A 22,204-nucleotide genomic window follows, 5' to 3' on the forward strand; every position below is an offset into this window, starting at 1 on the left:
TTGATTGGTCCGATTACATTTGTGTGGCTGTCATATACCAAGTATCTATGTTGAATCCTCATATTTTGTTATTTAGCCTTGCACATAACTACTGTATATAAGGAGCTGTTCCGGTTATTGACACCTTGAACAGAGCCAAACTTCCGTTTATCTGACCAACGGTGGTCAAATAAACGGAACTGCTCCCCCGAATGTAATATATATCCCTCTCATTGTATTTTCTATTTAGCGGCTATTTTCTCAAAAGCAGCCACTAAACAGACAGCCTTACCTTATTGCCTCATACAACACCTCTATTAGGCGCTTCGCATCTCTGCCGGTGCAGCCGGGGATTTGTTTGCGGTAGCTGGTGTCAAGGCGGCAAGAAAGACGTTGGCGTGTTGATGGCAGATGGTAGAAGTCTTAATGGAATTGTGGCTTTTAAAAACCGAAAACTCGTATTAACCATATAAGCAAAGTAGTGCTTCAGGGTTTAGTACTGGGGGGTAGTCAGTATTAGTTACTAAACTGGGCCTAAACTTCCTGATTCTACTCAATTGTGGAATAAAAATAGGTAAATACGCCTTGGATTTCCTGTTTCGTATATAGTAAGTTAAAGAGCCGGCGCTCTTTCATTCTTATTAGGCCTTTCTGAAAGTAACTGCTTGTTTTATGGCTATTATAAATGGTACTTCCGTTATACTGTATCCTTCAGCCGGATACTTAATTCACAGTTATTCTGTAGAATATATTATTTCTTAGGTCTTTTTAGTCTTTTCAGGCTTCTTGGGTGAACAGATGGCTAGTCAACTCAATAACGCTTTCTGCTTCTGGCTTAACTGCTGGTGCTCTTTTATAGCTTAGGCTTCTTTTATTTACTTCTATGCATTCCACCCCAGATTTTTCTTTGAACCTGCCCCAGGTTTTTGAAGCCCTGCCTGACTGCTACCTGGTATTATCCGCAGACTTTGTTATCCAAGGCGTGACGGAAAGCTATCTTACATCTACTTTCACGAGCAGAGAACAGTTAGTGGGTAACTCTTTTTTTGAGGTATTTACGGGCCAGGAGGGTCAGCAGGAAGCGGCAATTCTCCGGCACCTGAAGCAATCTTTTGATAGGGTACTGAAAACGAAAAAGCCAGATAGCATGCCGGTGCAGCACTTTAACTTAAAAGATCCTGAAAGGCCCAACCTCAAGTTGGAACGGTACTGGAAATCTTTAAACACCCCGGTACTGGATGACAAAGGCGAGGTGCTTTACATTTTACATAGGGTAGAAGATGTTACAAAAATTGTTCGGCAAAGCCATAAACTGGAAAACCTGACCAGGCAGGAAGAAGACACCAAAGCAATTGCTAACGAAAGTCAATTGTTGTGGTACATTGAGCAAGAGAAAGTTAAACGGGCTTACGAAAAACTGGAAGAGGAACACCGTAGGTTTAAGGAAGCCCAGGCTCTGGGGCACATCGGCAGCTTTGAGCGAAATTATAGTGAACAAACCCTTAATTGTTCTGATGAATTTTACCGTATCTACGGTTTAGAACCTCAGAGTGAGGAAATAACAACTGATAAAATAATAGCCTTTTCGCATCCAGAAGAACGGGAGATTTTGCGGGAACGCATTTGGCAGGCACAAATCTTTTTGGAACCTTTAGAGTTAACCCACCGGATAATCTGGCGCAATGGCACCATTCGTTACGTTCACCGGCGGGCCGTTTTAACCCCAGATGCGCAAGGAAAGCCGCTGAAAGTCTACGGAACCATTCAGGACATTACGAGCCAGGTGATGGCTCAGGAAAAAGTCCAGGCCAGTGAAGCCTTGTTACGGAAAGCCGAAGCAATAGGGCAAACGGGTAGTTATGAAGGAGACTTGACTACCAGGAAATTCCGGTTTTCAGATAACATGTACCAGTTACTTGGCCTGCAACCGCAAAGCCTTGTCCCGGACCTGGATTTTATTGATTCTATATCCCATCCGGAAGATGTTGCTCAGGTACGGGAAATAATTGGTAAGGCTGTTCAGTCAAAAAAACCTTACCAATATACGCGCAGAATTTACCGGCCTGATGGTGAAATGCGCTACCTTTTAAGTAATGGAAAGGTGGTTTGTGATGAAGCCGGCAATGCCATCAAAATAGTAGGAACGGCCCAGGACATCACTGAAAAGAAACGGGCAGAAGAAGAAATAAAAGAAACCAAAGATTTACTGGAAGCCACCTTCAATGCTTCGGTAAACGGCATAGAAGTTTTCCAGGCGGTGCGAAATGACGCCGGGGAAATAATAGACTTTGAATGGTTACTAGTGAATCATACCACGGAGCGTTACGCCGGCCGAACGGACTTAAAGGGGCACAAATGGCTTGCCACTTACCCAAAGCTCAGACAAACAGGCATGTTTCACCAGTGCAGGAAAGTAGTAGAAACCGGGCAAGTTCTGGATTATGAGCACTTTGACCAGTATAAAGATTTTGCTGCCTGGTTTCAGACCATGGGGGTGCCGTATAGAGATGGGCTAATTCTTACCTGGACGGACATAACCAACCGGAAAAAAGCGGAAGCAGAACTAACCCAAAAGGCTGAATTACTGCAAACCATTGTAGATACGGCTTTTGGCGGCATGGAGCTATTGGCGGCTATACGGGACCATGAGGGAAAGATTATTGATTTTCGCTACCTTATGGTTAACACGGTACAGGCCAGGTATGCGAATATATCCAGGGAGAAAATGGTAGGTAATACGGTGCTTGCCTTTTTTCCCTCTATCAAAAGTACTGGGGCTTGGGAGTGTTTACTCCGGGTAATGGAAACCGGTGAAACTATTCAGCAACTGGAAGAATACCATGCCGATGGCGTAGAGGGCTGGTTTGACCAGCATTACGAGAAAATAAACGATGGTATTCTGGTTTGGAACGTGGATGTAACTCCCATCAAAAAAGCTGAAATTGAACGGCGGGAGAGCGAAGAACGGACCTGGAAATTTATTGATTCCCTGCCTCAGATGGCCTGGACCGCGGCTGTAAACGGGGGCAGTACCTACTATAACCAAAAAACCTACGATTATACCGGCCTTACCTTTGAGCAGATGAAAGAGTATGGTTGGGAGCAAATCTACCAGGAGGCTGAACGAGCCCAGGTAGAACAGGAATGGAAAACAGCCATTGCCTCGGGGAAAGAATACCGGAAACAGTCTCTCATGCGCCGTTGGGATGGCGCCTATCGCTGGCAGTTAGTCATTGCCCAGCCCGTAAAAGACCACGCCGGCAACATTACTTCCTGGGCAGGTACGGTAACCGACATTCACGAAAGGGTTATTGCCGAACAAGAGTTACAAGAGAACAGGCAACTGCTCAAAGCGGTTATAGATGCTTCCATAAACGGCATCCAGGCTTTCAGGGCCATACGCGATGAAGAAAACCAGCTGATTGATTTCGAATGGATTCTTACAAACCAGGTAACGGATACCTTCTTACAGAAAAATGATTTGTTGGGGAAGCGATTAACAGATAAATATCCGGGTACGAAGCCAGTTGGAATTTTTGATAAGATGAAGCAAGTGAACGAAACTGGAAAAACCGCTCACTTTGAAGTCTGGTATCCCTATGATGCTTTACACCATTGGTTTCAATTTATAGTGGTAAAAATGGGAGATGGTGTAGTCCTAACTTTCCAGGATATAACAGAACGCAAAAAACTGGAAGAGCAACGCCTGCAGTGGGAACTCCAGAAGCAACAGGAGTTGCTGCATGCCATCTTAGAAACCGAAGAAAGAGAGAAAAAACGGATTGCTGAAAATTTGCATAACGGGTTAGGGCAAGTTCTTTTTGCCGTTAAGATGCAATTAGACCTGCTCAACCCAGAGGAGTCTGTAAAAAGCGCAGCCCAAACAAAGGCCTTCTGGCAAAGAACAGACCAGCTATTGACCAATGCCATTGAACTTACCCAAACCATCTCCCATGAGCTTACCCCAACCGTGCTGGAAACCTTTGGATTATCTGCAGTGCTGGTGGATATATGCAAGCAATTAAGTACTAAAAACCTCAAAGTGCATTGCAAGATTGATTTTAAATCAGTTTTAGAAAAACACCTCCAAACCGCTATTTACCGGATTGTTCAGGAGCTGCTGAACAACATTGTGAAACATGCGCATGCTACAAACGCCTCTATAACCGTGCTGGAAGAAAAAAGTGGTATTCTCATCTTAGCCCAGGACAACGGAAAAGGGTTTAAGGCAAAGCCACTTCCAGGTAAGGGAATGGGTTTAATAGGTATTGGCGACCGGGTGAAACTACTGAACGGAACGCTACAGATCCAATCTACCGGTCCCGGAACAACCATCACCATTAAATTGCCCCTTAAAAACAACCATCCTGGCGTCCGTAAAACAGAAGTTGTTTTATAAAATACGTATAAAATAAGAAGAGGAGGATGTAGCAGCACCGTAAATCATTAAAGGCAGAAGGTGAGTAATGAAAGGTACCTTGATCTTACTTATTTCCATGACCAGGAAAATACCCCGTTTAAACGCCTTTTTCTGCGGGTTCTTTACTGCCCGGTTCTTATGCTTTGTTACTACTTGTGCTTTATTACCTGGCATTTAATCCAGGGTAACTTTCCAGAAAACTTGAAATGATAAAAGTAGCTATCGCCGATGATCACGCACTTGTAAGAGAAGGTTTAAAAACCATGCTGAATAATTCTCCGGACGCCGGTATAAACCTGGTAGACGAAGTAGAATCAGGAACTGATTTGGTGCAGCTTCTTAACCAAATAGAGGTAGATGTAGTGCTTATGGATATAAGCATGCCAGATATGGATGGTTTACAGGCCACCCGTCAAATCAAGCAGCAGCACCCCTTGGTAAAAGTACTCATCCTCTCCATGCTGGAAGATGAACGGTTTGTAGTGGAAGCCATGCAAGCGGGAGCAACCGGGTACCTGACCAAAACAGTAAGCCGCAAAGAACTGGTTCGGGCAATTCAAATAACGGCTGGGGGCGAGGTGTATATTGGTACGCACATCTCCTTAAAGCTACTCGGTAAAATTCCCTTAGAGGATAGTAAAACACCAACGCCCGAGGAAAAATCAGATAGTAATCTTACCAAGCGGGAGTTGGAAGTACTAAGCCTGATTGCTCAGGGTTTTACCACTACCCAAATGGCGGATAAACTTTTCACCAGCAAACGGACCATAGAAAGTCATCGGCAGCATTTGCTTGAAAAAACAAATTCTAAAAATACCGCTTCTCTTATTGCTTACGCAGCCACCCATCATTTACTCAATTAACCAGGTGGGTAACCCATCCCCGTATTTCTAATAGGTTATAATGGTTAAGGTTTGGCTTTACGTATAACCCGTAATCATCCTGTAAATGCTTATCAATGGAAGCTTATTATAAGTTTACCTGATAGGCCTCTGAGTAAAATTCATACTAAAAAGTACCATTTCTGGTGCAAATATCCGTGAATTCCTCACGGTTTTAAGTGCTTTCTGCCATTCCTCCGTGTTTTCATAGAGCATAAATCAGTATAACGCTCCCAAATTTCAAGCGTTTTCTTCCTTATCATCTCCACCTTACTGAATGCATTCTTAAATCAACTATCACCTTAACCCATCTACCTATGAAAGCTTTAGTATTTCACAAACCCAAAGATGTTAGTGTAGATAATGTTGATGACCCAACAATTGAGGAACCAACCGATGCCATTGTGCGCATCACTTCTACGGCCATTTGTGGTTCTGATCTCCACATTTACAACGGCTTTATGCCCCAGCCGCATGATTTAGTTCTTGGCCACGAGTTTATGGGTATTGTGGAAGAAGTAGGCAGCAGTGTGTCAAAATTAAAAAGAGGAGACCGGGTAATTGTTCCATTTCCAATTGGATGCGGGCACTGCATGTTTTGCCAGCATGACTTAGCCACCCACTGTGAAAATTCCAATGATAAAACCTACAGCCAGGATGGTAACCTGGCAAAAGCGCACGGCGGCGGCCAGTTATATGGTTTCACGGCCACTTACGGCGATAAAAACGGCGGCCAGGCGGAATATGCCCGCGTACGTTACGCCGATTACAACCCAAGGATAGTACCGGATGGTATTCCAGACGAAAAAATACTATTCCTCACCGATATTTTTTCTACGGGCTGGGCAGCCTGCGAGTGGGCAAACGTGTCGCCCGGCGAAACAGTAGTAGTATTTGGTTGTGGCCCAGTGGGTATAATGGCCCAGAAAGCCGCCTGGCTTCATGGCGCAGGACGGGTAATTGGGGTGGACATTTATGATTACCGGCTGGCGAAAGCCCGCGAAACCGCCGGCTCAGAAACCATTAATGCGCATCAGGTAGACGCGGTAAAAGCCATTGTAGATATGACCGGTGGCTACGGCGCCGACGTTTGTATTGATGCCGTAGGCATGGAAGCAGATAGAACCACGCTGGAAAAGGTAGGCAATGTACTGCACGCCGAAAAAGGCAGCGACAAGGTGCTGGAAAATTGTATTGACGCCGTACGGCGAGGCGGTAAGGTATCAGTTGTAGGGGCCTATGGCTACCCATATGACAAATTCCCCGTGCAGAAATGGTGGGAAAAGAACTTTACGCTTCGGGGCGGCCAGGCCTGGGTACAAAAATATATTGACCACCTGATTACCCTGGTAGCCGAAGGCAAAGTAACCCTGGATGACATTATTACCCACAAGGTGCCGCTGAGTGAAGCTGCCCGCATGTACCAGATCTTCAACGATAAAGAAGACAACTGCGTGAAGGTAGTACTTAAACCCTAGGGTCTCCTCCATGGTTGGTGTACTGTAAGTTTAAAGTAAACGAAAAAGCTATTTAAACTTGGGCAGACTTAGTTTGAGCAGACTTTTAAAAAATTAGCCCGGAAACAGAAGCTTGCCCGAACGTTAGGGAGAGGCTTTTGAAATCCAGAAGGTTCAATTTGCCACCTAGGCACAGTAGTGCTTCATTGTTTAGTACTGTAAGGTAGCCAGTATTTGTACAAAACTGTTCTGTGAAATTGTTTTTACCATTTTGGCCAAACCAGGTCCAAAACGCCTCATCATAAAACACAACACCATTACGCTAGGTAAAAACCGGTTCTAAAGAATTTGTACTTATCAGTGGCAAAATAGGTGTCTTCTTTATGGCCTTTCCTCTTATTCAAGAAATGTCCCCCTGTATCCCTTCTATCACGCCTGGGTTTGAAATTCACTTCTGCTTAATTCTTTATGCCTAAAAAAACCGCTTATGCTAGCAATGAACTTTCGCGGCCCTTTTCAAATTAGGGCAGACCGCAACCGACCGGAACCGGAGATCAAACATCCCATGGATGCTATTGTCCGGGTCACCCGATCCCTGGTTTGTGGCTCGGACTTGCACCTGTACCACGGGTTAGTGCCCGACACACGGGTGGGGATGACCTTTGGTCATGAATTTACCGGTGTGGTAGAAGCAGTTGGATCAGAGGTAAAAAAACTGAAAGTGGGCGACCATGTATTGGTACCATTTAATATTGCCTGCGGCTCCTGCCCGCATTGCAAACAGGAATTGTTTGGTAACTGCCATGAGGCTAATTCAGAAGCAACCGCCGTAGGGGGCTTTTTTGGCTATGCCCACACCGGGGGAGGGTATGATGGAGGACAAGCCGAATACGTTAGGGTACCCTATGCCGATGTGAGCCCCACCATCATTCCCGAAGGTATGGACCTGGAGAATGCCGTACTCCTCACGGACGTGGTACCCACAGGTTACCAGGCGGCAGAGCAGGCTGGCATCCAGAAAGGCGATACCGTGGTGGTGTTTGGAGCCGGACCGGTAGGTCTTTTGGCAGCCCGCTTTGCCTGGTTCTTTGGTGCCGGACGAGTTATTGTGATTGATGAATTAGACTACCGCCTGGAGTTTGCCCGCAAATTTGCGTTCGCCGAGGCGTACAACTTCAGAGAAATGAAAGACCCGGTGGTATTCCTGAAAAAAACCACCGATTACTTTGGTGCTGACGTGTGTATTGATGCCGTGGGTTGCGATGCCACCGGCAGTACCCTGCAAAACATTACCGGTAAAGAATTACTGCTGCAGGCTGGTAATGCAACTGCCTTTCATTGGGCTGTTAATGCTGTTAAAAAAGGTGGTATCGTGTCCATCATTGGGGTATATGGTCCGCCCTGGAACCTCGTTCCCCTCGGCAGTATAATGAATAAAGGCATTACCATAAGGGGCAACCAGGCCTCAGTGAAACGGCTGCTTCCCAAGCTGATTGATCATATCATGAGCGGCAGAATTAATCCGAAGGAAATCATTACGCACAGGCTGCCTCTGGAGGAAGTGTCAGATGCCTATCGCATGTTTTCCAAAAAGCTGGACTACATGATCAAACCTGTGTTAATTCCTCCAAGAGCCAACGTTTAAAACCGTTTTACTATGAAGAATGCATTAGAAAACAGAATAGATGAGTTCCAGGACAGGGTTATCGCCAACCGCAATATGGCTGATCTGGCCTTAAATATACCTGGCTGGGGAATGGATGCAGATCCCGAAAATGATCCCACTTACCCCATGAAGCATTATAACGGTGCTGACCACCAACGCCTCAATTATGAAAAGGCGCCCCAACAGCCCCTGGATATGGAGGTCTTTCATTCCATTGAGCGCCCAGGTGTTACGCGTGTCTTCGGTACTTCTACACCCCCGGCAGGCCTGAGTGGTGCAATACGTAGATATGCCTACAAGTACAGCGAAGCCACCGCCACGCACTGGATGACGCTCATTCTGGCAGACCGGGTAGATGTGATACAGGGAAAAATCAATGACCTGAAACACGGCGTTATTCCCAACCCCTGGAAAGAACGGGGCTGGAGTGCTGAATGGAAATACAACCGTTCGGCTTTTCTTGGCAGGGCAGCTACTACGGCTTTGCTTATAACTGCAGGTGTTTTATGGTTTAAAAGAAGATCCTTGAATAAGCAACTTCTGGGAAGGAGGTAGTCTATACAGTATCAACCCAAAAGTTGTCACTGGCTGAACAACTTTTGGGTTGATACCTATAGGTAAGAGGTACGCTTGTGTCCTGCAAGACCACTTAAACTGGTGAGCAGAATGGGAGCGACTTTCCCTCCATGCTCAAAGCCGACGTTGATAATCCTATAGGTTCCAATATTCTATACACCTGCCTGCCTTAGCCATTTGCTTATGAAGCGTCCGTGCCAGAACGAAACAGCTTGCCTTCAAGGAGGATAAACTTTCCACGTTTAATTATTCACTATTTACTGGCCCTTCTTATTAAATCATCTCCTAACAGATTTTTACTCATAATAAATTTTAAACCCTATGGCTAATGCATTTAAAACATTTGGTCCGCCTAATTCAAACCAATCTGCCAGGCAGGGGCAAACGAAAAGCTTCACCAATGTAGGTACATCTGGCAGAGTATTATCGGTGTTGGGTGGTGCGGCTTTGGCCTATTACGGTTGGGGCAGAAAGCAATCTCCTCTCGGGAAGAGCTTAACCACAGCAGGCGGTTACCTGGTACTACGGGGAACAACGGGTTTCTGCCCGTTTAATGAGCTCCTGCACGTAGATACGGCTCATCCTGAAACCCAGGGATTTGAAGTCACTTCCAGCGTTACCATACTTAAACCACGTGAGGAGGTGTACCAATTCTGGCGCCAGCTAGAAAACCTGCCCAGGTTTATGCAATACCTGGAAGATGTGCGGCGAACAGGTCCCAGGCGCTCGCACTGGGTAGCCAAGGTGCCCAAAAATATTATCTACAAAGAGAAGCTCACTACAATAGAATGGGAAGCCGAAATCACACACGAAGAGGAAAATAGCCTGATCGCCTGGCGCTCACTGCCTGGTTCTGAAGTTGAAAATTCCGGTGAGGTCCGTTTTACGGATGCTCCCGCCAACCGGGGCACCGTGGTGCAAGCTACCATTTCTTACAGACCGCCGGCAGGAGCTGCCGGGCAGCTAGCCGCCAGATTGCTGAATCCGGCCTTTAAGGAACTGGTAAAACAGGACGTTCGCCGGTTTAAGCGTCTGCTGGAAGCAGGAGAAATTCCCACCATAATTGGCCAACCCTCCGGCCGCAAAGATGAGAACTACTAAAAACACTTTTTCTAAAATTTAATAAGGAACCTATGAAAGCCATCTGCTGGGAAGGAATCAATAAAGTGAGTACGGAACGCGTACCAGATCCTACTATTTTGAATCCACGTGACGCGATTGTGCGCGTTTTTTTATCATCGGTATGCGGCTCAGATTTGCACTTGCTGGGTGGCTATATACCCGCCATGCGTTCCGGCGATATTATTGGCCATGAGTTTATGGGCGAAATTGTAGAAGTTGGCCCCGAAGTAAAAAACCTAAAGAAAGGCGACCGGGTGGTAGTGTGCTCTGTTTTAGCTTGTGGCGGGTGTGAGTACTGTCACCGGGAGGAGTACTCGTTGTGCGATAATTCCAATGCCGAACCTGAATGGACCGAGAAGGCTTACGGCTACCCCGTGGCAGGCATTTTTGGTTATTCTCACGCTTTGGGAGGTTACGCCGGCAGCCATGCCGAGTATACCCGGGTTCCCTTCGCCGATAATGTATGTTTTAAAGTACCGGATGGGGTAAGTAATGAATCCGCCTTATTTACCTCAGATGCTTTCCCAACCGGGTATATGGCCGCCGATTTCGCCGGCATTGAACCGGGCGACACCGTGGTGGTATGGGGTTGCGGCGGTGTAGGCCTGATGGCCATGCACAGCGCCTGGTTGCTGGGAGCCGGCCGGGTAATCGCGATTGACCAGTACCCGTACCGGCTGGAGCAAGCCCGTCTCAGGGCAAATGCCGAAGTACTGAACTTTAAAGAAGTGGATGTACTGGAAGCTTTGAAACAAATGACCGGGGGCCGTGGTCCCGACCGCTGTATAGATTGCGTGGGTATGGAAGCCAACAGCACCGGAATTGAAAAGGTATATGATTACGCCAAGCAGTATGCCCGACTACAGAGTGATAGGCCTTCCGTGCTCCGGCAGGCAATTATGGCGTGCCGCAAAGGCGGAACGGTATCAATTATAGGGGTGTACGGAGGGCTTATAGATAAATTCCCAATGGGACCGGCCATGAACAAAGGCCTGACTTTCCGGATGGGCCAGCAGTTTGGCCAACGGTACATTCCTAAACTGCTTGATATTGTAGCCCGCGGAGAAGTAGACCCAGCCTATTTGCTCACCCATAAATTACCCCTGGATAAAGGACAGGAAGGGTATATGATGTTCAAAGAAAAAGCAAACAATAACATGCGTTCAGTGTTTGCCCCGGCGGGATAAAGCAAGTCAGTGTCTTATTCAGGCAAAAAGTAAAAAATGCTTTTATCCCTCATTAGGGGTACTGGTGCCCTTTAGCATTACCACAGAGTTCCTGCCCGCTTTGAGAGCAGGAACTCTATACTACCTGCCATTAGCCAAATTCGGAAAGGAGAAGAAACTAGTGAAGGGCTAATCGGCTGAGTGAAAAAAGGTAAACAGCGAAATCAAGCATAGGAATAGAAAAGCAAAGCAGCCTGTTTATTCCTAGCGCCCTAATAGACCAAATAAAGGAGCACATTAATACACTGAACCATGACAATGATTACAAAAGGATTACTCGTTCGGTTAGAGGCGAAACATGGCAAAGATGACGAGGTGGAAGATTTTCTTTCTTCGGCCCTGCCATTGGTACGGCAGGAGGCCGGAACAAAAGCCTGGTTTGCCGTTCGTTTTGGCCGTTCTGAATATGGCATCGTTGATTTTTTCCCTGATGAAGCATCCCGTGATGCACATCTTAACGGGGCAGTTGCCAGCGCCTTACTGCAAAAGGCAGATGAGTTATTAGAAACCTCCCCGGGTATCCAGAAAATAGAGGTACTTGCCAGCAAACTGCCCACCCAACCGCCAACTGAACCCAATACAAAAGGGATACTGCTCACCTTTAAAGCCAAAGAGGGCCACGAGCAGGAGGTGGTACAATTTTTAAAAGATGCCCAGCCTTTGGCCATGGCAGAAGAAGAGACTATTGCGTGGTTTGCTATCCGCCTGCCAAATGGTGAGTATGGCATTTTCGATGTTTTCCCTGACAATGGTGCCCGTTTAAAACACCTCACGGGCCGTATCCCCCAGGAATTAACCAAACATGCGCTTTCGTTGCTGGGCAGTTTCCCGGATATGCATTTGCTTACCGTTACGGCAGAGAATTTTAATCCCTGATTCAATTAAAAGCAATCGGACAGCTTCGGCCGATAACGACTAAATCATTCAAATTCCTGAGGCGTAGGACTTCATTATTTCTTGTTCGGAGGATCGTTTTCACAAATATGATATAGTAGAAGTATAGGTAGTTCCATTCCTTTGAACCGTTGTTTTGCCATCTAAAAGCCGGGTAAATACTATAAATTCAAAAGAGGGTGGGTATAAAAAATCAACGCTTTCTTAATTCGATACCATTGGGTGGTATGTTAACTTAATTGAGTTACTATGGAAGGAAATGAAACGCTCCGCTGGCTGCAACAGGGGTTGGGAGCCATAATTCTAATGCTGGTTTTGCTGGACGTTTTCCTGACCGTTTTATATGCGCGGATCGGGAGCAGTGTTTTCAGCAACCGGATTGCCAAGTTGGTATGGGGTTTGTTTCGTTTAATTTCAAAACTGTTCGGCCAGCGGGGGAGCCAAGGGGTGCTGACTTTTTGCGGCCCGGCAATCCTTATCACCCTTTTGGGTTTCTGGTCCTTAAGCCTGACGTTAGGCGTAGCGCTAATTATTCATCCGGCGCTGGGTTCTGCTATTAATAACAGCAACGGCGATACGCCCACCGATTTTATTACGGCCCTGTATGCCGCCGGTAATAGCATTTCTATTGTAGGCGCCGACGACCATACCCCGCAAACAAATCCATACCGCCTGTTTTATATTTTCACTTCGCTGGTGGGTATGTCGGTTACTTCCTTAACCCTTACTTATTTAATGCAGGTGTATAATGCCCTGCAGCGGCGCAATGCAAATGGGCTGAAAAGCTACCTGCTCGGCGATGAAACCGGCGATGCTGCCGAATTGATCTGCGGGCTGGGTCCGGAAGGTAAATTTGATAACGGCTTAGATAGTCTGGCCGAAATAGCTACAGGATTAAGCCAGACCAAGGAAGCACATCATTTTTACCCGGTGCTATTTTTCTTCCGGTTCCGCGAGCCGTATTACTCCGTTTCCAAATCGTTGTTAACCGCCTTCGATACAGCGAGCCTGATCAAGAGCGCTTTAGATGACAAAGAATACAGTACCGTAAAAGAATCGGCGGTGGTGGCCCAGCTTTGGCGGGCAGCCATCCTGCAGGTAACTTCCCTGGAAAATACTTTTCTGCCGGGTGGCGCCCCTGAAGGCAAAAAGGAGCCCGACGCCCAAACGTATGATCGCTGGCGCCGCCGTTATAAGGCTGCTTTAAAACGGTTTAAAGAGGCGGGTATTAAAACGATTGCCGATGAGCAGGAAGGGGCGGAAAGATACGTCGCCTTACGTTCCCGGTGGGAGCATCACATTACCGCTCTTGCACCCGTAATGGCCTACCGTATGGAAGAAATAGATCCCGCGGGTTTCAACCCGGAAAGCGCTGAAGATCGGCAGGAATTCCGGAAACGGGTGTATGCTTTTGATTGAAAGGTAATTTTTGAATTTAGATTTTCTTAGTTCAATCTTTCTGAGGTTGGTGTAATTAAACTGTTCAGCAGCCATTCATTATTACTTTTATTTTCTTCCTGAACAGCTTTCTAAATAAAAATGCCCCTCCATTCATTGTTGAACGGCTTTTTTGTTGCAAGTCCAGACTTCATTGCCTCCCGTTCCGAGGATAGTTTTCTTTTCGTCCAGGATAGCGGTTTCACCTCCTCATTCAAGTTCAAAATGATAAGTCTCGCTGGTCAATTTTATAATGAAAAGAGTGGCCCAGATGATAAAGGACACTTTACCTTCCATTATCAAAAGAGAGCATAAGAACGTATTAACCTGTAAAATTTCTACCATAACATTTCAATTAAAACTACCTACTCATGAGTACACACAGTGAACAATTGGAACATGTATTTTCAGACAATACCTACCAGCTAACCGGGGTAGCGGTATCAAAAGAGGGGCGTGTGTTTACCTGCTATCCTCTATGGCCCGGTCCGCACAAATGGGACGTGGTGGAAATCACCGGGCCTGATACCTGCAGGCCTTACCCAAATGAATATTGGAACAGCTGGAAAGAAGGGGAGGACGGAAAGAATAAATGGGTTTGTGTGCAGGCGGTGTATGTGGATGAGGAGGATTATCTGTGGGTGGTGGACCCGGCCTGTCCCAAAATGGAGCAAGTGTATGACAATAGTTTTAAGCTGGTAAAGTTCAACCTGGCTACCAATAGCATAGAAGAGATCTACCGGTTTGATGGCGTACTAAGCGACAAAAGCTATATCAATGATGTGCGGGTAGACACCCAAAGGAAGGTCGCTTATTTAACGAACTCCAACGAAGGAGGAATTGTGGTGGTGAACCTTGAAACGGGAACCATCAGGGAGTTACTGCGCGACCATTATTCAGTGAAACATGACCCTTCCTTTAAGCTGATTGTGGATGGAAAAGAATTCAAAAAGGAGGGGGAGCCGGTTCACCTCCAATCTGATGGAATTGCCTTAACACCAGATGGCGAATGGCTGTACTACAAACCCCTCACCGATAATAAACTATACCGTATCAGAACCGAATATTTGCGGAATGAAGATTTGCCGGAAGATCAACGGGAGGCTGCGGTAGAAGATCTGGGAACGTTTGCGGTAACAGACGGGATGATCTTTGACAAAAGCGGCAACCTTTACCAGGGAGATTACCAGAACTACAAAATGGTCAAAATAAATCCGGCCCAAAACCAGGAAGATGTAGTGGCAGACGAAAGACTCATTTGGCCAGACAGCTATTCCATTTCACAGGATGGTTATTTATACATCAGTTGCTCCCAGATCAACAAGCAACCCGATTATAATGAAGGCGAAAATAAAAGAACAACCCCTTATGCCATTTACCGGATGAAGCTGCCTGCCACCTAAATAGCAGCAAGCCAGATTTTGTTAACCCATTTAGCTCAGTAAGTAGTTGCGCCTGCCTGAAGGATTCCTATGCGGTTTTTCTTTTAGAACTTCAGGACCACTTTACCAATGGCTTTTCCGCTTTCTAGCAAATGGTGGGCTTCTTTCAGGTTTTCGGCGGTCAAGCCTTGCATGGTCATATGAAGGGTTGGTTGTAAGATGCCCTCATCCAGCAGTTGAGCAATTTTGTTCAGGATGTGGTGTTGCTCTACCATGTCTTCTGTTTGATACATAGAGCGGGTAAACATCAGCTCCCAATAAAAGCTGACGCTCTTTCTTTTTAGCTGGTTCAATTTAACAGGCTCTGTTGGGTCGCTGATGGAGCCTACCTTTCCAAAAGGTATAATGAGTTCTGCTATGGCCTCCCAATACTGGTTCAGGTCTACAAAGTCTACAATAAAATCTACCTGTTCAAAGCCGAGGTTTTTTACCTCACTCACCAGGTTGGTGTGGTTGACAACATGATCTGCCCCCATTTTTTTACACCAATCAATAGTAATGTCTCTTGAGGCGGTGGCAATAACGGTTAACCCCAGCAGCTTTTTAGCCAGTTGAATGGCAACGGAACCAACACCTCCTGCACCGCCAATGATAAGCAATGTTTTGCCGGCATCTTTCTCTTTGCTCAATTGAAAATGGTCAAAGAACAGCTCGTAGGCAGTAAGGGAAGTAAGCGGCATGGCGGCAGCTTGTTCCATGCTGATGTTTTTCGGGGCGAATCCTACAATGCGTTCATCCACTACCTGATACTCCTGGTTAGAGCCTTCTCTGGTAAGGTCTCCTGCATAAAATACCCGGTCACCTTTCTGGAAGAGGGTAACTTCCTCGCCGGTAGCTTCTACGGTACCAATCGCATCCCAACCAATGACCTTAGGCGTATCCTGTTGCTTGTCTTTCAGGCTGTTTCTTCTTATTTTATAATCTACAGGGTTGACCGATATGGCTTCCACCTTTACCAGAATGTCTCTTCCTTGCGCAGTTGGTATTTCTTTTTCAAACTGGATAAAGCTATCTGCCTCCTCAATGGGTAATGATGTTTTAAATCCAATTGCTTTCATAAGATCTGTTTCTTTGGTTTTAACTAGTAGTTCTAGAACCTGTTACCGATAAATTCCTGTGGGGTTGTCAGGAATTCTTCTTTCTCCTATTGCTTTCAGTTTTAACTTTTGGGAATGTGACGGCTAACAGGCTTGGCCATAAGGCGCCGTAGCTGGTTTATGTGTGTGGTTAGGCAATGGTTTATTTTATTTTTACTTCTCTATATATTGCAATAGGACTAACTGCAATTTTCGGATAACTTGGAACAAAGAAAAATTTTTCAAAATTTTCAAATGTAGAAAAAACGTTTCTAAATGCCTTTTCAAAAACAGCTTCTTCTTTTAACTCACTTTCTTCATAACCAATATATTCGTCGTTTAAGTCAACGCGAACTTCATCCTTTTGTGGACATGAAGTTATAACACCCACTATTGATAACTTAATATTTGGTCTACTGCCATAGGTGTAAATAATATTTTCAAAATCGCCATTGACTAAATACTTACTTTTTAAGTTAGCTAGAATTTGAAAGTCATTAAATATATCAAATGGGGCTAATCTGAAATTCAGTCTATTTGGGGTAAAAGTATTAAGGAAAGTTTCTACCCTTTCAATAAATACTTCATCTAGAAAAATGGCACCAGTTTCACTAACCATTGTCTTATCAAAGTTCTTTTCAATGGCTTTTAACTTTAATAATTCTTTAGTGTTATTATTTTTTGTCTTCAGTTCTTTCCGTAAATCGTTTATTTGTTCTTTAAACTTTTTTGCTTCGGGATTATTTTGTAAAACAGAAGCAAAAATTAACCTTTGGATTTCATTGAAATTTGCCATGATTCTTTTAAATCTTTCAAAATCTTCAAAAGAACACCACCCAGTTGCCTTTACATAGGTAAATGACGGCACATCAATAAGAAAATCATTGAATGATTTTCCCCCATCTTCAAATGATGCATTTAGGTCATTTAAAATTTTCTTTTCTGTTAAGGATTTTTCAACCTCATTTAATAGTTCATGATAAAGCTCTATCCTTTCAGTTCTTATTGAACGTTCTTTATCTGATTCACCTAATTTCCCCTTTAAAATTTTTATATCAAATCCTATTTCGGATGAAAGCCCTCCTTCTTCTTCAATTGCTCTAGTTAGTTCACTTATAGCTCCTCCATTTAATTGGCTGTTTATCGATTTAGCTTTATCAAAGTCAAAATATATCAAGTCTTTTATCGATTGCATTTATGCTTTTGTTAAATGTTGCCTAACGGCCTCGTGCATGACGCGTGCAAGGCCGTCGGCCGTAGCATGGCTTATGCACAATGTTGGGTGGTGTTTATTCTATAATATTAACTGCTCTATTATTAATAAATTTATGAGCAATTTCAAAATATTCCTTCGTCGGATGTAAAGCATTCGGTATTCTGTTCGCCCAGTCATCTATGTCACGATACAATAGCCATGCAACAGCTCTAAACGTTGATTGAAAAATATACCTTACATGTTCAGGTTCTGGTTTACCGTCAGTTAAAGGTGCAATAAAAGTTGAAGTCAAGGCTATGTTCCAAGGTGCTGTAAAGGCGAATGGATTGTCAGTCATACCCCAAATATGAGTTAGAGTATAATTAGTAACATTTGATGATTTACCAAATGAAGAAAGAATTCCAGTGAGTTCCTTAAATAACTTTCTTACTTCAGAATTTCCATCCTTGTCAGCAATTACGGAAAGCTCTAACTTACCATCTTCTAATATTATTTTAGTGAATTCTTTAGCAGCTTGTTTCCTATCAGTGCTAAATACAGTTGCTGTATGTCGAATTACTCCTGTATTAGTTGAATAAATTTTTTCTTTAAGCTCATGCCATTTATTTTCAACTTTTTGAGGATTAAGATAATAGACATTTCTCATCGCGAATTCCAGAAATTTCTCCTTGTCCCCTTGAAACTGTTCTAATAAAGGCATTAACCCGTCTTTATTTATTTCTTTTCCGTCAATAGTTCTCATGTTTTTAATTTAAATAACACCCAACTAGTTGCTAAACGGAATAACTCCAGTTATTCCCCTAGATATTGAGCCAAACTTCCGTTTATCCCACTCCCGTTTGTTGGATAAACGGAACTAGACTAACGAATATACTATATAGAAGTAATAATATATGACTTTTATTTTAAGGTTGATTTCACCAAACACCCCTGCCAAAACAACCCTTTATAATATAGCTATCTACCTCAACGCCTCATACAACACCTCAATAGGGTGTTGGGCGTCTCGGCCGGTGCCGTCGTGGATTTGGTGGCGGCAGCTGGTGCCGGGGGCGGCGATGATCACGTCATTAGCCGCAGCCCGCACGGTAGGGAAGAGCACCAGTTCGCCAACTTTCATGGAGACCTCGTAATGCTCGGCTTCATACCCGAAGGAGCCAGCCATACCGCAGCAACCCGAGGGAATCACTTCCACCTTGTAGTTGGCCGGTAAGCTAAGCATCTGCTGGGTGTAGAGCACGCTGGAAAGCGCCTTCTGGTGGCAGTGGCCGTGCAGTTTAATCAGGCGGGCCTCGGTTTTGAAGAGGTTCCGGTCAATGTTCTTGTTCAGGATCTCGCGGGCAATGAACTCATCAAACTGCAGGCAGTGGATGGACATGTGTTTGGCGTCTTCCAACTGGTCTTCGTCTACCAGGTCCAGGTACTCGTCGCGGAAGGAGAGGATACAGCTGGGCTCAATGCCAATGAGCGGGGTTTCCGCCGAGACCAGTTTGTGCAGCATGGCCACGTTCTTCTGGGCCAATTTCTTGGCCTCGCGTACCAATCCCTTAGACAGGTAGGTACGGCCGCTTTCCTCGTGCTCCGGCAGCACCACTTCGTAGCCCAGTTTCTCCAGCAGCAGCACCGCTTTGATGCCAATGGGCGTGTCATTGTAATTGGTGAACTCGTCGCAGAACAGGTACACCTTCTTTTTGGGCGCGGCGCATTCTTTTACTTTCTCGGCCTGGTGCTTTTTAAACCAACTGCGCAGCGTGGTTTTGTGCAGGAGCGGGAGGGAGCGTTTCGGTGCAAAGCCCACCGCCTTTTTGAAGGCGTTTGCGGTAAAAGAGTTCTTGAACAGCAGGTTGTAGGCCCCCGGCAGCAACGAGGCCAGCTTGTTCGCGTTGTTGAAGTTACTGATCAGGCGCGTACGGAACGGAATGCCGTTGGCGTCATAGTAGTGCTGCAGGAACTCGGCTTTGAGCTTGGCCACGTCTACGTTAGACGGGCACTCAGACTTACAGCCTTTACAAGAGAGGCACAGGTCCATGGCCTCTTTGATTTCCTCGTGGTCAAAGCGGTTGGCTTTAGTAGAGCGGGTCAGGAACTCGCGCACGGTGTTGGCCCGGCCGCGGGTGGTGTCGCGCTCGTGGCGGGTCACCATGTAGCTGGGGCACATGGTACCGCCGGTGAGGTGCGTTTTACGGCAATCGCCTGAGCCGTTGCAAAGCTCGGCCGCCCGCAGCACGCCACCCGCATCTTTGAACTTGAACACGGTGTCAAACTCGGGTGTTTTCTGGCCCGGCTCGTAGCGCAGGAAGGTGTTCATGGAAGGCGTGTTCACAATCTTGCCCGGGTTGAAGATGTTGCCCGGGTCCCACACGCGTTTCACTTCCTCCAGCAGTTTGTAGTTCTCCTCGCCAATCATGAACGGAATGAACTCGCCGCGCAAACGGCCATCGCCGTGCTCGCCGCTCAGGGAGCCGCGGTATTTTTTCACCAGCGTGGCAATCTCCGTAGCGATGGAACGGAACAACTGGTTGCCTTCCTCGGTCTTCAGGTTGATGATGGGGCGCAGGTGCAGCTCCCCGGTACCGGCGTGGGCGTAGTGCACGCAATACAGGTCATACTGCTCCAGAATAAGGTTGAACTCCCGGATGAACTCGGGCAGGTCGTTCACATCTACGGCCGTGTCTTCAATCACCGCCACCGGTTTGGCATCGCCGGGAATGTTGGACAGCAGCCCGAGGCCAGCTTTGCGCAGGTTCCAGACTTTTTTGGTATCAGCGCCGGTTACCAGTGGGTAGTGGTAGCCCAGGTTGTTTTGCCGAAGGTCCTGCACAAGCGCCTTCGCCCGGGCTTCAATGTTGGCTACAGAATGATCGGTGAGTTCCACCACCAGGATGGCCCCAGGATCACCCTGCACAAAGAAGCGGTTCTGGCTCTGCTCAATATTGGTTTTGGTGCACTCCAGCACGTAATGGTCCATCAACTCGCTGGCGCTGGGGTTGTGCAGCAAGGCCACCAGGTTCGCCCTCAGTGATTCATCCACGCTCTGGCAGTGCACGCACAGCAAGCCAATCTCCTTGGGCGGCAGCTGATTTACGTGCAGCTTGATCTCGGTCAGAAACGCCAGCGTACCCTCAGAACCGGCAATGAGTTTGCAGAAGTTGAAGCGCTCGTCGGTCTCGGTGAACGGTTCGGTTTCCAGAAGCAGGTCGATGGCGTAGCCGGTATTGCGGCGCTGGATGCTGGGCTTGGGAAACTCCGCCCTAATGTTCTCCTGCGTCTGCGGGTGGCTCAGCATGGCTTTGGTGGCCTGGTAAATGCGCGTCTCCAGATCACCCGAGGTATTCTCGCCCCGGCATTTCGCCTCAAATTCCTCCTTCGTCAAAACCCCGAATTCAGCCTCGGTGCCATCGCTCAGAATGGCTTTCACGCTGATCAGGTGCTCGCGGGCACTGCCGTACACGATGGAATTGGAACCGCAGGAGTTGTTGCCCACCATGCCACCAATCATAGCGCGGTTCGCCGTAGACGTCTCAGGGCCGTAGAACAAGCCGTGCTGCTTCAAAAACATGTTCAGCTCATCCCTAATCACCCCGGGCTGCACGCGCACCCAGTTCTCCTGGGGGTTTACCTCCAGAATCTGGGTAAACGTGCGCGAAACGTCCACCACAATGCCGCTGCCCACCACTTGGCCTGCCAGCGAAGTACCAGCCGTGCGCGGAATCAAAGACGTGCCTTCCAGTTTAGCGAACAAGATGAGGGTTTTGATATCCTGGATGGAGGCCGGAAACGCCACCGCCAAAGGTTTCTCGCGGTACGCCGAGGCATCGGTGGCATACAGCGTCCGGATGGTGTTGTCGTAATGGAGTTCGCCTTCTAATTTATGGGCAAGGTGAAGTAATTTCTCTGGGCTCATGTACATGGGGCGGTTCCCAGACCTCCGCCGGGGCGGGACCGGGGAACCGGATAAATATGCTTTTTTTGCTCTTTTTCTCCTGAAAACGGCCTACGTTTATCTCAAAACCTGAGAAGGCAGATAGATATTGCGCTGTCAGAAAGGAGAAGCTCTAATGTAAGGCAGGATGGGGGAAAGTCAAAAAGAGAATTAGGGTCAACTACTATTTCAAAGGGGAAAATGGCAGCCCGTTTTTAGGCCGATTTCTTCTAAACAAGCCCTAAACAGCCTTGTTGCTTTTCACCGGTCACCTCTATTTGATAACCTTTTCCCGCTGCAGGAGCGCTTTCCATTGGTTTGATTCGGCTACTTCCTTGATCACCTGGTTGCGTTTCAGGAGTAGGCGCTTCATGTAGTTTTCCAGAAACAGGGCATCGGCTAATTTCCCCAGAAAACCCAGGGGTGAGGTGTAGTCGAAGGTGTCTATCATGTGGGTTTCTTCCGCTGAAACGGCTTCAAAGCGGTGCTCGTGCCAGATTCGTTTAAAGGCGCCTTTTACCATTTCGTCTACAAACCGGTGCGGCCTTTCTAGTACCGTGATGCTGCTCGTGAGTTTCTGCCGGACGCCAAAGTGGGTGGCTTCCCAGGTGACAGTCTCGTGCAGGTCAATCACCCCAGCCACTACGCCGGCCACTGCTTTTTCATCCGTCTGCTGGGTAGAAAGGGTGTGCAGGTCAATGCTGCGGGAGAGGTCAAAGCAGCGATCAATGGGTGCCTGGATGAGGGTCTGCAACCTAATGATGGGCATGGCAATGGGGTTAAGGGTAGGGCGCTAAGATAAGGCCTGATAACAAAAAAGCCGTTTCGGGCTGTTCTTCTAAAAACAGGCCCAGAAACGGCTTTCTGCAAATTGGGGGGATATACTACAA

15 protein-coding genes are annotated in these 22,204 nt (G+C 46.6%); 10 read left to right on the top strand and 5 right to left on the bottom strand.

Annotated features, from left to right (window positions below; genetic code table 11):
* Nucleotides 1–862 precede the first annotated feature (862 nt).
* The 10 genes from J3P34_RS10595 to J3P34_RS10640 all read left to right on the top strand — a co-directional run bounded on the left by J3P34_RS10595 (nt 863) and on the right by J3P34_RS10640 (nt 15,061).
* Nucleotides 863–4,378, top strand: coding sequence for a PAS domain-containing protein (locus J3P34_RS10595; protein WP_210488557.1), 3,516 nt, complete (start codon nt 863–865; stop codon nt 4,376–4,378).
* Between the two features lie 227 nt (nt 4,379–4,605).
* Complete coding sequence (locus J3P34_RS10600; protein WP_210488558.1) at nt 4,606–5,262, top strand: response regulator transcription factor; 657 nt, start codon at nt 4,606–4,608, stop codon at nt 5,260–5,262.
* Nucleotides 5,263–5,597: 335 nt separating this feature from the next.
* Complete coding sequence (locus tag J3P34_RS10605) at nt 5,598–6,758, top strand: zinc-dependent alcohol dehydrogenase (protein WP_210488559.1); 1,161 nt, start codon at nt 5,598–5,600, stop codon at nt 6,756–6,758.
* Nucleotides 6,759–7,224: 466 nt separating this feature from the next.
* Nucleotides 7,225–8,382: a zinc-dependent alcohol dehydrogenase gene (locus J3P34_RS10610; RefSeq protein WP_210464651.1), complete on the top strand. Its 1,158-nt coding sequence runs from the start codon at nt 7,225–7,227 to the stop codon at nt 8,380–8,382.
* A gap of 12 nt (nt 8,383–8,394) precedes the next feature.
* On the top strand, nt 8,395–8,958 hold the full coding sequence (locus tag J3P34_RS10615; protein WP_210488561.1) for a hypothetical protein: 564 nt from the start codon (nt 8,395–8,397) through the stop codon (nt 8,956–8,958).
* Nucleotides 8,959–9,300: 342 nt separating this feature from the next.
* Entirely contained in the window at nt 9,301–10,080 is a 780-nt protein-coding gene (locus J3P34_RS10620) for an SRPBCC family protein (RefSeq protein ID WP_210488563.1), read from the top strand.
* Between the two features lie 32 nt (nt 10,081–10,112).
* Nucleotides 10,113–11,288, top strand: coding sequence for a zinc-dependent alcohol dehydrogenase (locus J3P34_RS10625; RefSeq protein ID WP_210488564.1), 1,176 nt, complete (start codon nt 10,113–10,115; stop codon nt 11,286–11,288).
* Between the two features lie 291 nt (nt 11,289–11,579).
* The gene (locus J3P34_RS22455) at nt 11,580–12,203 is read left to right on the top strand and encodes a putative quinol monooxygenase (protein ID WP_246853678.1); all 624 of its coding nucleotides are present in this window, start codon (nt 11,580–11,582) and stop codon (nt 12,201–12,203) included.
* Nucleotides 12,204–12,470: 267 nt separating this feature from the next.
* Nucleotides 12,471–13,640, top strand: a complete 1,170-nt coding sequence (locus tag J3P34_RS10635; protein ID WP_210488565.1) for a potassium channel family protein — start codon at nt 12,471–12,473, stop codon at nt 13,638–13,640.
* Nucleotides 13,641–14,029: 389 nt separating this feature from the next.
* Nucleotides 14,030–15,061 carry an L-dopachrome tautomerase-related protein gene (locus J3P34_RS10640; protein WP_210488566.1) on the top strand — a complete coding sequence of 344 codons (1,032 nt, stop codon included), beginning with the start codon at nt 14,030–14,032 and terminating at the stop codon, nt 15,059–15,061.
* Nucleotides 15,062–15,144: 83 nt separating this feature from the next.
* On the opposite strand, the gene J3P34_RS10645 is transcribed toward J3P34_RS10640, so the two are convergent.
* From J3P34_RS10645 to J3P34_RS10665, 5 genes are all read right to left on the bottom strand, one after another.
* On the bottom strand, nt 15,145–16,158 hold the full coding sequence (locus J3P34_RS10645; RefSeq protein WP_210488567.1) for a zinc-binding alcohol dehydrogenase family protein: 1,014 nt from the start codon (nt 16,156–16,158) through the stop codon (nt 15,145–15,147).
* Between the two features lie 181 nt (nt 16,159–16,339).
* Nucleotides 16,340–17,371 (bottom strand): DUF6414 family protein, encoded by a 1,032-nt coding sequence (locus tag J3P34_RS10650; protein WP_210488568.1) that lies wholly within the window; start codon nt 17,369–17,371, stop codon nt 16,340–16,342.
* A 94-nt stretch (nt 17,372–17,465) separates the two neighbouring features.
* A complete protein-coding gene (locus J3P34_RS10655; protein ID WP_210488570.1) occupies nt 17,466–18,134 on the bottom strand; it encodes a hypothetical protein in 669 nt (222 codons plus the stop codon).
* Between the two features lie 219 nt (nt 18,135–18,353).
* On the bottom strand, nt 18,354–21,296 hold the full coding sequence (locus J3P34_RS10660; RefSeq protein ID WP_210488572.1) for an FAD-binding and (Fe-S)-binding domain-containing protein: 2,943 nt from the start codon (nt 21,294–21,296) through the stop codon (nt 18,354–18,356).
* Between the two features lie 292 nt (nt 21,297–21,588).
* A complete protein-coding gene (locus J3P34_RS10665) occupies nt 21,589–22,083 on the bottom strand; it encodes an SRPBCC family protein (protein WP_210488574.1) in 495 nt (164 codons plus the stop codon).
* Nucleotides 22,084–22,204 lie beyond the last annotated feature (121 nt).

Source organism: Rufibacter aurantiacus (assembly GCF_017916345.1).
Taxonomy (GTDB): Bacteria; Bacteroidota; Bacteroidia; order Cytophagales; family Hymenobacteraceae; genus Nibribacter; species Nibribacter roseolus.